This is a genomic window from Streptacidiphilus jeojiensis (assembly GCF_042510965.1).
GTDB classification, from domain to species: domain Bacteria; phylum Actinomycetota; class Actinomycetes; order Streptomycetales; family Streptomycetaceae; genus Streptacidiphilus; species Streptacidiphilus jeojiensis.
In genome coordinates this window covers 551,479-563,260 of record NZ_JBEUKS010000001.1, presented here as the reverse complement: position 1 = coordinate 563,260, position 11,782 = coordinate 551,479, and the positions used below count along the sequence as shown (strand labels likewise).

11 protein-coding genes are annotated in these 11,782 nt (G+C 71.6%); 6 read left to right on the top strand and 5 right to left on the bottom strand.

Annotated features, from left to right (window positions below; all coding sequences use genetic code 11):
* Nucleotides 1–19 precede the first annotated feature (19 nt).
* The 3 genes from ABUW04_RS02510 to ABUW04_RS02500 form a co-directional block, all read right to left on the bottom strand.
* The gene (locus ABUW04_RS02510; RefSeq protein ID WP_380562227.1) at nt 20–535 is read right to left on the bottom strand and encodes a MarR family winged helix-turn-helix transcriptional regulator; all 516 of its coding nucleotides are present in this window, start codon (nt 533–535) and stop codon (nt 20–22) included.
* Nucleotides 536–691: 156 nt separating this feature from the next.
* A complete protein-coding gene (locus ABUW04_RS02505) occupies nt 692–2,140 on the bottom strand; it encodes an MFS transporter (RefSeq protein WP_380562225.1) in 1,449 nt (482 codons plus the stop codon).
* A gap of 138 nt (nt 2,141–2,278) precedes the next feature.
* Nucleotides 2,279–3,130, bottom strand: coding sequence for a LysR family transcriptional regulator (locus ABUW04_RS02500; protein ID WP_380562223.1), 852 nt, complete (start codon nt 3,128–3,130; stop codon nt 2,279–2,281).
* A gap of 80 nt (nt 3,131–3,210) precedes the next feature.
* On the opposite strand from ABUW04_RS02500, the gene ABUW04_RS02495 reads away from it, so the two are divergent.
* Both ABUW04_RS02495 and ABUW04_RS02490 read left to right on the top strand, forming a co-directional pair.
* Nucleotides 3,211–3,726: a cupin domain-containing protein gene (locus ABUW04_RS02495; RefSeq protein WP_380562221.1), complete on the top strand. Its 516-nt coding sequence runs from the start codon at nt 3,211–3,213 to the stop codon at nt 3,724–3,726.
* Complete coding sequence (locus ABUW04_RS02490) at nt 3,723–4,085, top strand: DoxX family protein (RefSeq protein WP_380562219.1); 363 nt, start codon at nt 3,723–3,725, stop codon at nt 4,083–4,085. Before ABUW04_RS02495 ends, ABUW04_RS02490 begins: the two co-directional genes overlap by 4 nt.
* Nucleotides 4,086–4,122: 37 nt before the next feature.
* Here the strand turns inward: ABUW04_RS02490 and ABUW04_RS02485 are convergent, their stop codons facing one another.
* Nucleotides 4,123–4,851 carry an SDR family oxidoreductase gene (locus ABUW04_RS02485; protein WP_380562217.1) on the bottom strand — a complete coding sequence of 243 codons (729 nt, stop codon included), beginning with the start codon at nt 4,849–4,851 and terminating at the stop codon, nt 4,123–4,125.
* 116 nt (nt 4,852–4,967) lie between these two features.
* On the opposite strand from ABUW04_RS02485, the gene ABUW04_RS02480 reads away from it, so the two are divergent.
* Together ABUW04_RS02480 and ABUW04_RS02475 are read left to right on the top strand one after the other, a co-directional pair.
* Entirely contained in the window at nt 4,968–5,444 is a 477-nt protein-coding gene (locus ABUW04_RS02480) for an RrF2 family transcriptional regulator (RefSeq protein WP_030256626.1), read from the top strand.
* A 57-nt stretch (nt 5,445–5,501) separates the two neighbouring features.
* Nucleotides 5,502–6,173, top strand: a complete 672-nt coding sequence (locus ABUW04_RS02475) for a GNAT family N-acetyltransferase (protein WP_380562215.1) — start codon at nt 5,502–5,504, stop codon at nt 6,171–6,173.
* Nucleotides 6,174–6,219: 46 nt separating this feature from the next.
* On the opposite strand, the gene ABUW04_RS02470 is transcribed toward ABUW04_RS02475, so the two are convergent.
* Nucleotides 6,220–7,860: a phospholipid carrier-dependent glycosyltransferase gene (locus ABUW04_RS02470; RefSeq protein WP_380562212.1), complete on the bottom strand. Its 1,641-nt coding sequence runs from the start codon at nt 7,858–7,860 to the stop codon at nt 6,220–6,222.
* A gap of 371 nt (nt 7,861–8,231) precedes the next feature.
* Between ABUW04_RS02470 and ABUW04_RS02465 the strand changes: the two genes are divergently transcribed.
* Nucleotides 8,232–10,055, top strand: a complete 1,824-nt coding sequence (locus tag ABUW04_RS02465; RefSeq protein WP_380562210.1) for an alkyl/aryl-sulfatase — start codon at nt 8,232–8,234, stop codon at nt 10,053–10,055.
* A gap of 11 nt (nt 10,056–10,066) precedes the next feature.
* The gene (locus ABUW04_RS02460; protein WP_380562208.1) at nt 10,067–11,770 is read left to right on the top strand and encodes a SulP family inorganic anion transporter; all 1,704 of its coding nucleotides are present in this window, start codon (nt 10,067–10,069) and stop codon (nt 11,768–11,770) included.
* Nucleotides 11,771–11,782 lie beyond the last annotated feature (12 nt).

Below are 11,782 nucleotides of genomic sequence, written 5' to 3'. Positions count from 1 at the left end.
CGCCCGCTCGTCCGCCGCCTCAGCGGGAGGTCGGGTCGCCGGCCCGCTCGTTGCCGCGCATGCGGGGCAACGAGCGCAACTGCTGGACGTGCCGCTGCTGGAGCTCGGTGGCCCGCTGCAGGAAGTCGGCGATGGTGGCGATCTGGTCGGGGGTGAAGGCGTCGGCGATCATCCGGTGGCCTTCGTCGACCAGGGGCGCCATCACGGCGTAGGCGCTCTGCTGGAACGTGGGGGTGGCGCGGACGATGCTCTTGCGCCGGTCGGTGGGGTGGGGCCGGCGGGCGAGGTAGCCCGCCCTCTCCAGGCGGTCCAGCAGGGCCGTGGTGCTGCCGGTGGTCAGGCCGAGCCGGTCGGCGAGCTGACTGGGACTGGCCTCGGGCAGCTCCTGGAGCAGGATCTCCAGGCAGCGCAGATCGGTCTCGTTGACACCGAAGTGGTGGGCGAGCTCACGGTCGAAGTCGTCGACGGCCGCCTGGTAGGCGCGGGTGGCCTCGCCCAGTCGGTGCTGGGGCGGTTCCTGGCCGGCGGTGGTCATGACGCGCGTGGTCCCTTCACAGTCTCCTAGCTCGCTCATCAAGATAGCGCAGCGGTGGTGGGACCCCGCGGGCCCTGCCGGGCGGCGCGCCGGGCCGTGGCCCTGGTCCGCCCGGCAGGGCCGGGGTGCCGCGCAGGCGGCTTCAGCGGGTGTCGGTCACGCCCCGGGGGAGTGGCCCGCCGCGGCCCTTCGGGGCAGGGCGAAGCACAGGGCGGCGCACAGCAGGTAGGCGGCGATCGCCCACAGGCCGGCGTGGCCGATGGCGTCCGTCAGGCCGTGCCCGGCGCGGGAGAAGAAGACGTTGCCGATGACGGCCACGCCCAGGGCGCCGCCGAACTGCTGTGCGGTGGAGAAGATGCCCGAGGCGCCACCGGCCAGCTGCTCCGGGACGGCGGAGAGCACGATGTTGACCAGCGGGATGATCAGCAGGCCCAGGCCGATACCGGCGACGACCAGTCCGGGCACCAGCAGCCAGGCGCCGGTGTGGTGGGCCTGGGCGTGCTGGGTGGCGAAGTGGACCCCGGCGAAGCCTCCGGCCATCACCAGGCCGCCGAGCGCCAGGACGGTGCGGCCGAGCTTGGCCACCAGGCCGTCGACCATCGGCGCGGACAGGATGGTGCCGCCGGAGAAGGCGACCATCAGCACGCCGGCCTGGACCGGGGTGTAGCCCTGGCCGGTCTGCAGCCAGATGGTGAAGGCGAGCATGAAGCCGGACATGCCGCCGTAGAAGACCAGTTGGACCAGCAGGCCGGCACTGAAGGCGGGCTTGCGGAACAGGGCCGCGGGAAGCAGCGGGTGCTCGATGCCTCGCCGGGCCTCGACCGCGCTCAGGCCGACCAGGGCGAGGACGCCCGCGGCGAGCAGCAGCCAGCCCCACAGCGGCCAGCCGTTGTCGCGTCCCTGGACCAGTGGCAGCACGATGGCGACCAGCGAGGCGGCCAGGACCAGGTTGCCGAGCACGTCGATGCGTCCGCGCAGGCGCTCCTGGGTGTTGGGGATCCAGGAGGAGCCCAGCGCCAGGACGGCCAGGGCGACCGGGATGTTGACGGCGAAGATGGTGCGCCAGCCCCAGCCGAACAGGTTCCAGTCGGTCAGTACCCCGCCGAGCAGGACGCCGGCGGCGACTGCCAGGCCGGCCATCGCCCCGTAGATGGCGAAGACCTTGCCGCGCTCCTGCTCGTCGAACAGGGTCCGGAAGGAGGCCAGGACCTGCGGCATCAGGATCGCTGCGGCCACTCCCTGCACCGCGCGGGCGCCGATGAGCAGTCCGGCGCCGGATGCCGTCGCGCTGGCGAGGCTGGCCAGCGCGAACAGGGCGACCCCGCCCAGGAACAGGGGCTTGCGGCCGTACCGGTCGCCCAGGTGCCCGGCGATGATCAGTGCCGAGGCGAAGCCGAGCATGTAGGCCGAGACCGTCCACTGGAGCTGCGCGGCGTCGGCGTGCAGGCTGCGGCCGATCGAGGGCAGCGCGGTGTTGACGATCGATCCGTCGATCATGTCCATCAGCGCGGCGACGATCATGACGATCGCTGCAGCCCAGCGCTTCGGGTGCGCCGCGGATGTCGTTGCCGGGACGGGCGGGGCCCCGGCGGTCCTGCTGGCCATGAGGCCTCCCAAGTATCTTGTCTATAATGCTGCTCGATGACCATGTCTCTCGTTCATCAAGCTAAATTAAGACTGCAGGGAGGTATCTCGATTGTCAAACTGAATCGATGAGGCCCTCGTCGGACCGGGCGGGGATGCTCAGCCGCGGTAGGCCGCGGCGGCGATCCGGACGAAGGAGCGGAGCAGCGGGTTGCTGTCGCCCTCGTTCCAGGCGACCACCGCGTGGCTCGGCTCCATGTCGACCAGCGGCACCACGGTGAGCCCCTCGGCGGGCTCGTGGCCCAGCAGGGTCATGCCGACCGTGCCGTTCCACAGGACGGCCTGCTGGCACTCCTGCACCACGCGCACCACCGGGCCGGTGCGGTCCTGGCCGCCGTTCCAGTACGACTGCCAGGCGGGATCGGTGGCCGGCGGGAACCGGAACCAGTGCCGGTCGGCCAGGTCCGACAGCTTCAGCGCGTCCCGTCCGGCCAGCGGGTCGTCGGCGCGCAGCAGCGCCCCGACCGGGTCGGCGCGCAGCCGACGCACCGTCAGGCCGGTCTCGTCGAACGGCGCGCGGGTCAGTGCGACGTCGACCAGCCCGGCGTGCAGGCCGCAGGTGGGGTCGGCCAGGTCGGCCTCGCGGATGCGGACCTCCACCTCGGGGTGCTGTCGTCGGTAGGCGGCGGCGAGCCGGGTGGCACCCGGGTCGCTGCTGTCGCCCAGGATGCCGACGGTGATGACCGCGGCGCCCGCCTCCGCGGCCACCCGGGCGAGCAGTCTGTCGGCCTGGTCGAGCAGGGCGCGTGCCTCGTCGAGCAGTACCGCTCCCGCGGGGGTCAGGGTGACGCCGGCGGAGGAGCGGTCCAGCAGTTTGGCGCCGAGCCGGCTCTCCAGCTGCTGGATCGCCCGGCTCAGCGGCGGCTGGCTCATGTGCAGCCGGGAGGCGGCCCGGCCGAAGTGGAGTTCCTCGGCGACGGCCACGAAGTAGCGCAGCGTGCGTAGCTCCATGTGCTCACGATACCCGCAGGGTATTGAGGTCACAGAACAGGTCTTGGACGGCGGTGGTGCCCCGGCGGTGGAATCGGGGCATGACTGAGGAATGGAAGACCAGCGGGTCGACGCCGGGGCCGGGCGCGGCCGTGTCGGTGGTCGGTCCGGAGGACGGGGAGACGATCGTCCTGGGCGCCACGCGCCTGCGGATCCTGGAGGACGGCAGCAACACCGGCCACCGCCTCGGACTCGCCGAGTCCGTGCTCGCCCCGCACACGCCCGGACCACCGCAGCACCGGCACGCCCAGCACGACGAGGGCTTCTACGTCATCTCCGGCGCGGTGCGGTTCACCGTCGGCGACCAGGACCACGACGCGACGGCGGGAACGCTGGTGATGGTGCCGCCCGGAGCCCCGCACACCTTTGCCAACATCACCGACCAGCCGGCCGTCATGCTCAGCACCTTCACCCCGGACCGGTACGTGCAGTACTTCCGGGACCTGCAGGACATGATCGCCGGCGGTCAGGCGCTCACCCCGCAGGCGAACATCCAGGTGATGAGCCGTTACGCCACCGAGCCCGCCACCGAATTCAGCCCTCGAGGGGAATCGTGAACGTCGCCTACTGGATCGTCGCCGGCCTGCTGGCCCTCTTCTACCTCTACGCGGGCGGACTGAAGCTGGTGCGGAGCCGTGAACAACTCCTGCCGATGATGGCCTGGGTGGACACCGCCCCGATGCCGGCGGTACGGGCCATCGGGACGGTCGAGGTGCTCGGCGCGATCGGGCTGGTCCTGCCGCCGCTGACCGGAATCGCGCCCGTGCTGGCCCTGGCCGCGGCCGTCGGATTCGTCGTCCTGCAGATCGGCGCGACCAGGGTCCACCTGCGCCTGGGCGACCGCCAGGTGACCCTCAACCTCGTCCTGCTGCTGGTCGCGCTCGTGACCGTCTGGCTGTCCACGACATGGACGTGAACCCGACCACGGACGGCGTCCGCGGCGCGGTTCAGGCTCAGGAGAGCCAGTCGGTGTAGCGGGTGGGGGCGAGGTGGGCGTCCTTGTCGGTGAGGACGTCGCCCTTGACGACGGCGAACATGCCGGCGGTGGGGTCGGTGACGACGGTTCGGTTGTCGCCCTTGTGGGACAGGGTGATCCGGCCCAGCTCGTCCAGGGCGAAGACCTCGGGGCCGGCGATGTTGCGAATGCCGTTGAGCGGGGCGCCCGCGGCGACCTGCGCCACCGCGTCGGCCACGTCCTTGGAGGCGATCGGCTGGATGGGTGTCGCGGGCAGCCGGACGGTGTCGCCGTCGGCGGTCCAGGACAGGACGGCGTCGATGAACTCCATGAACTGCGTGGCCCTGACGATCGAGTAGGGGATCGGCCCGGCCGCGAGGACGGCCTCCTGCAGCGCCTTGGCCCGGTAGTAGTCGAGCTCGGGCACCTGGTCCGTGCCGACGATGGAGAGGATGACGACGTGGCCGACGCCGCCCTTGTGGGCCGCGGCGAGCAGGTTGTCCATCGAGGTCTGGAAGAAGGCCGGGGAGGCTTCGTCGAAGGTGGGGGAGTTGGTCAGGTTGACGACGACGTCGGCCCCGGTCACCGCCTGGTCCAGCCCCTTGCCGCTGATGACGTCGACCCCGGTGGACTGCGAGTGCGGTACCGCCTGGTGCCCGGCGGCATTCAGAATCCTGACGACCTGCGACCCGATCAGCCCGGTGCCGCCGATGACTGCGAACTTCATGGCATGTCCTCATCTCTCTTCAGAGTGCGTCCGCGCCTAACTCGGACACGTTCTATCCGAGAATATACACGGACAAGAGTTGTCCGAGTCAAGCGGGGTAGAGTGATCGTGTGAAGATGTCCGGCGGAGTCGAGTGGGCCCTGCACTGCTGCGTTGTGCTCACGTCGGTCGAAGAGCCCGTGCCCGCGACCAAGCTGGCGGAACTGCACGATGTGTCAGCGAGCTACCTGGCCAAGCAGCTTCAGGCGCTGTCCCGGGCCGGGCTGGTGCGGTCGGTCCAGGGCAAGGCGGGCGGTTACGTCCTCACCCGGGAGCCCGCCTCGATCACCGTCCTCGACGTGGTCGAGGCGGTCGACGGCCCCAGCCAGGCCTTCATCTGCACCGAGATCCGCCAGCGGGGCCCGCTGGCCACCCCGCCCGAGGCCTGCGACGCACCCTGCCCGATCTCCCGCGCGATGTCCGGGGCGGACGCGGCCTGGCGAGAGGCGCTCCGCGCCATCTCGATCGCTGATCTGGTCCAGGACGTCGCCTCCGCCTCCGGTCCCCTCGCGATGTCCCGCATCGGCGGGTGGCTGACCACGCCGGAGGCCTGAGGGCGTCGGGGCGAAAATCCGGTGCAGGCCGTCCCGGGCCCCTCTAGGGTGACCCCCGTGCTGACGACCGCCGCGACTCCCTCCGCCTATCCGCCGTTGAACGTGCAGGTGCACACACCCCGGCTGGCCCTGCTGGGAGCGACGGACGAGCTGCTGGAACACCTGATCCCGGCCGTCCGCAAGGGCATCGCCACGGAACCCCCGTGGCCCTTCGACGACCCGATGTCCCTCTACCAGGACGGGCCGGAACGCGAGTGGGCCTGGCTGCGGGGCGTGTGGGCCGGCCGGGGCCGTGTCGGCGCCGGCTTCTGGCGGCTCTACTTCGTCGTGGTCGTCGACGGCGAACCGGTGGGCATCCAGGATCTGATCGGCACCGACTTCGCCGCGTTCGGAACGGTCTGCACCTTCTCCTGGCTCGACCCCGACGTGCGGGGCGCCGGTCTGGGCAAGGAGATGCGGCAGGCGGTGCTGCACCTGGCCTTCGCGGGACTGGGAGCCCGTGAGGCCAATAGCGAGGCGTTCATCGACAACACGGCCTCCAACCGTGTCTCCGCAGCGGTGGGGTACACGCCGAACGGCGCCAACTGGGCCACCAGGCGCGGCGAGCCGGCGGAGCTGAACCGCTGGCGGCTGACCCGCGAGCAGTGGATCGAGCACCGCCGCGACGACATCGACCTCGTCGGCGTCGACGACTGCCTGCCCGTCCTTGGAATCGAGTCGGTGCGCTGACGGGGAGGGACTAGCCGCTGACGGACATCGCCGGGTCGATGCGTCGTCAGCAGTGGTCGCTGAGGCGGCCGGGCGGTTCGGCGGCGATCTGGGTGCGGGTGGGATGCGTCAGCGGCGCCAGGACCTGATAGACCGTGAAGTTCGAGTCGGTGTGGATCTGCCGGATCCGACCCTGCGTCAGATTGATCCGCACCAGGGCCCGGACCGACCGGTCGATCAGCTCACGGCACTCCGGGGCGCCGACGATGATGGTCCGGGCGCCGGAGAGGGGCTGCGACGTGCTGGTGATCACCTCGGTGCCGGGCAGGTAGGTGGACATCAGGCCGCTGTCGATGCCTGCGGCGATCACTGGACCGGTCAGGCCGTGGCTGCGTTCCAGTGACGGCAGGACCTGGACGCCCACCGGCCGCAGCTCGGCGACCTTGACGCTCTCCTGGACCGTCGCGCCGACCGGGACCGCCAGCACCAGGCAGACGGCGAGCACCTGGGGGAGCGCACCGCCGAGGCGGCGCGCCCGTACGACGATCTCGCGCATCCCCAGTGCCGCCAGCACGAAGACGGCCGGCATCCACATCACCCAGTAGAAGCCGAGCACGACCTTGGCGACGAAGCAGTGGAAGACGAACGGTCCCACCAGTGCTGCGAGGCACCAGACGGTGAGCCGGTCGCGGCGCAGCACGACCGCGGCCAGGACCGCGAGCAGGAGGGCGACGGTCAGCACCGGGCCCAGGCTGTGCCCGGCGAACCAGAGGTTCGCCCACCACGGCGGGTGCTGCGACACCCGGCCGGCGAACCCGATCAGATGGCCCTCCTCGGAGTGGGCGGTCTGGAAGTCGACGAGGTAGCGGACCCGTGCGATCGGCCGGCCCACCGGCAGGTAGAGCGCCACGAAGACGGCCGCGCAGCTCAGCGCCGCCAGCAGCGCCTGCAGACAGCGCACCAGCAGTCCGCGGCCGGAGCGGGCGGCGCCGGCGAGGACCAGGAGCAGCACGCACGGTCCGAGGACGCCGAGGAAGCCGTTCTCCTTCGCGCCGGCCGCGCAGCCGGTCGCCGCCCCGGTGGCGGCGGCCAGGAGCCAGGCGCTGCGTCCGGTCCGCCGGCTCCACTGCCAGGCGAGCGCGACGGACGCGACCGCGAAGAGCTCGGCCACCGGGTCGAGCATCCCGAACCTGCCGAAGTCGGCCGCCGAGCCGGAGGCGGTCTCGGGCAGCAGGCCGACCAGTCCGCCGGCCAGCAGGCCGGTCCAGCGGCCGGTGGCCCGGCCGATCCACACCGCCACCAGCAGGCCGGTCAGGATCAGGCAGAGCGCGGACACGGCCCGGTCCGCGGTGATCGACGGTCTGCCGGCCAGCAGTTGGGCGACGCCGAAGAGGTACTTCGCCAACGGGGGGTGCTGGAAGTTGACCCCGCCGACGGCCGCCGCCGGGGTCCCGTGCGCGGACAGCAGGTCCTGCCCGTGGACGTACGACCAGGCTGCCTTCTGGTAGGTCGGCTCGTCGGCCAGGATCTGCGGTGTCCCCAGCCGGAAGAAGTCCTGGAACAGCGCCCAGAGGAACACCGTGGCGGCTGTGCCGGCGAAGCACACGTTGGCTGCGGTCGACCGGCGGGCACCGGGCCGGGCCGTCCGGGCGGACTGGGCAGGGTCGACCGGTCCGGGTGCGGAGGCGGTGCCCGCGGATATGTACATGATCTCCAGGTCCGTGGTCGCTCGTCGGAGACATTCGCGCAGCTCTCCTCGATTGGTTCGCTGTGAATGCAGAGCAATGGACACCGGCCGGCGGATCGCGAAAAGGGCATGGCAAAGCCCATTCACGTGCGGTATTCCGAGAAAAAGGCGACGCGCGGATTCGGGATCGGAATTGTCTCTGCACCACGTACTTGGTTTCTCGGTCGGAGGACGTTACATCCCCAGGTCGGCCTGCCGGGAGTGCCACCTGAGTCCTCACCGTGCGCGATCCAGGCGAATGCCGCAGACTGCGCAAGGAGGCGTTGACCGCATTCCGAAGGCCGCCCCGCGGCCGACGCCGAACCCCCGAATGCTGCCGATCGGAGCGACGCATGAGCCACCTGCCCCCGTTCGAGGACACGACCGACTTCGAGAACGCGGACCGGGGCTTCCTCGGCGCGCTGGTACCCGCGGTGGTCAGGACCTCTGACGGGCGGGTGGTGTGGGACAACGACGCCTACGACTACCTCAAGGGCCCCTGCCCGGACACCGTCAACCCGAGCCTGTGGCGGCAGGCGCAACTGTGCGCCAAACAAGGCCTGTTCCACGTGGCGGAGGGCATCTACCAGGTCCGGGGGCTGGACCTGTCGAACATGACGCTGGTGGAGGGCGACCGCGGCGTGATCGTCATCGATCCGCTGATCTCCACCGAGTGCGCCGCCGCCGCGCTGGCGCTCTACCGCGAGCACCGCGGCGAGCGCCCGGTCACCGGACTGGTCTACACGCACTCGCACGGGGACCACTTCGGCGGCGCGCGCGGGGTGCTGCCCGAGGGGAGCGAGCAGGGGGTGCCGGTGATCGCACCGGCGGGGTTCCTGGAGCACGCGGTCAGCGAGAACGTCTACGCCGGCAACGCGATGACCCGGCGGGCGATGTTCATGTACGGCGACCGGCTGCCCAAGTCGCCCGAGGGGCAGGTCAGCGCCGGGCTGGGGATGACCACCTCCACCGGAACGGTCTCGCTGATCCCGCCGACGGTGGACGTCACCCGCACCGGCCAGGAGGAGACCGTGGACGGGGTGCGGATCGTCTTCCAGCTCACCCCGGGCACCGAGGCCCCCGCCGAGATGAACTTCTCCTTCCCGCAGCGGCGTGCGCTGTGCCTGGCCGAGAACGCCACCCACAACATGCACAACATCCTGACCCTGCGCGGGGCCGTGGTGCGCGACGCCCGGATCTGGTCGCGCTACCTGGACGAGGCCGTCGACTTCTTCGGCGACTCCTACGACGTGGCCTTCGCCTCGCACCACTGGCCCACCTGGGGCCGGGAGAACGTGGTCGAGATGCTGGCGCAGCAGCGCGACCTGTACGCCTACATGCACGACCAGACGCTGCGGATGCTCAACTCCGGTCTGACCGGCCCCGAGGTGGCCGAGGAGATGCAGCTGCCGCCCGCGCTGGAGCAGGCGTGGCACGCGCGCGGCTACTACGGATCGCTCAGCCACAACACCAAGGCGATCTACCAGCGCTACCTGGGCTGGTTCGACGGCAACCCGGCCCATCTGTGGGAGCACCCCCCGGTCGAGCTGGCCAAGCGCTACGTCGACCTGGCCGGTGGCCCCGAGGCAGCCCTGGTCAAGGGCCGCTCCCTGGTCGCGGACGGGGACCTGCGCTTCGCGGCCACGCTGCTCAACCACCTGGTCTTCGCCGACCCGCAGGACCGGGCCGCGAAGGAGGAGCTGGCGGGGGTCTACGAACGGCTGGGCCACGGCAGCGAGAACGGCACCTGGCGCAACTTCTACCTGATGGCCGCCCTGGAACTGCGGCAGGGCCCGGGCACCGTCGAACTGGACACCAGCGGCGGCATGGCGATGGCGTTGACCACCGACATGCTGCTGGACTCCGTCGCGGTGCGCATCGACGGCCCCCGCGCCTGGAACGACACCCTCACCGTCGACCTCGCCCTGACCGACGAGGGCCGGCGCCACCGGCTCACCCTGCGCAACGGCGCCCTGACCCACCGGGCCGCCCCCCTGGGCGTCCCTGCCACGGCAGCGGCGGACCTCACGCTGACCCTCACCAGGCCGCAGCTGCTCGGGCTGCTGGCCGGCAAGGGCCTGGACGGGGTCCAGCAGGAGGGCGACCCCGCCGTCCTCGGCCGCCTCTTCTCCTACGTCACCGAGTCCGACAAGTCCTTCGCCATCGTCACCCCCTGACCGGGCCGGAGGTGACCGACCTGGCCGGGCGGGTGCGCACGCTCACGGCCCGCGTGCGCCGGGGGCGGCCGACCGGTGCCGATGTGACCGCGGGGATGGTGACCGGGCTGTTCAGCATCCCCGAGGGGATGGCGTACGCGTCCATCGCCGGGCTCAACCCGGTGGCCGGTCTGTACGCGGGCGTGGTGCCGCCGATCCTGGGGTCGCTGGCCGCGCCGACGGTCCTCATGGTCACCACCCTGACCAGCGCCATCGCCCTGACCGGACAGAGCGTCATCTCCGACGCCGGCCTGGACCCGCACGCGGGCGGCACCGTCGCCGCGCTCACCGTCCTGGTGGGCGCGGTCATGCTGCTGATGGGCGCGCTGCGGCTGGGCGTCGTGCTCAGCTTCGTCTCCAACGCGGTGATGACCGGCTTCTCCACCGGCATCGCGCTGCAGATCATCACCGGCGTCCTGGGCGATGCGACCGGCTACAAGCCGCCCGGCCACAACAAGCTGCTGCAGCTGTGGAACTGGCTCACCGGCATCGGGCACTGGCAGCTGGCCCCGACCCTGGTCGCCGTCGCCACCATCGTGGTGTGGGCGCTGGCGCGCACCGTGCGCAGGCTGGAGCCGGTGGCCCTGCTGGTCGCCATGGTGCTGACCGGCGTCGCGGTCGCCGTCCTGGGTACGGACGTGGAACTGGTCCGCGGCATCGCCCGTATCCCCGCCTCCCTGCCCAGCCTGTCGCTGCCCGACTGGGGCGCGATGCCGCACCTGGTCGGCGGGGCGTTCTCGGTGGCCCTGGTCGCGCTGGCGCAGGCCGCCGGGGTGGCGCCGTCGATGCCCAACCCGGACGGCAGCCGCTCCAGCGTCAACGGCGACTTCGCCGCCCAGGGCCTGGCCAATCTCGGCGGCGGCCTGTTCCAGGCCCTGCCCGCCGGCGGCTCGCTCTCCCGCACCGGAGTGGCCGCCGGCGCCGGCGCGAGGACCCGCTGGGCCGGGGTGATCTCCGGGGTGTTCCTGGCCCTGGTCGTCCTGGTGGCGGGCGGACTGGCGGAGCGGATCCCGATGCCGGTCATCGGCGGCCTGATCCTGGTCGTCGGCGGCGAGCTGATCTGGGGCAAGCGCGCCGACATCGCCCTGGTGTGGCGCACCTCCAGGCTCTCCACGGCCGCCATGGTCGTCACCTTCGCGGCCACCACCCAACTCCCGCTGCAGCAGGCCATCGTCATCGGCGCGGTGTTGTCGCTGCTGCTGTACTGCGTCCAGGCCGCCCGCCAGTCCGAACTCGTCGCCCTGGAACGCGACCCGGAAGGCCGTTGGGCCACCACCGGCGCACCCCCGCCCGCCGTCCTGCCCCCGGGACGCGTCACCGTGCTGACCTACGAGGGCACCAACCTCTTCGCCGAGCTGCCCCGCCTGGAGACCCAACTGCCCCGCGTCGACGGCGCCCGCAGGGCGGTCCTCGTCCTGGTCATGCGCACCGCCCCTGACGTCCCCTCCTCGGCGATGCTCAAACTCGTCCGCCGCTACGCCGCCGGCCTGCACGCCCAGGGCGGGCGGCTGGTCCTCGCCGGCGTCCAACCACCCCTCGCCGCCCTGCTGGAGCGCACCGGGATCGCCGCACAACTCGGTGACGGCGCCGTCGTTCCGGCCCAGCCAGCGCTGCTCGCCCCGCTCGACCGTGCCGTGGACGAAGGCCTTGCCTGGATCGCCGCCGGCGGGCGGTGACCCTCTTGATCT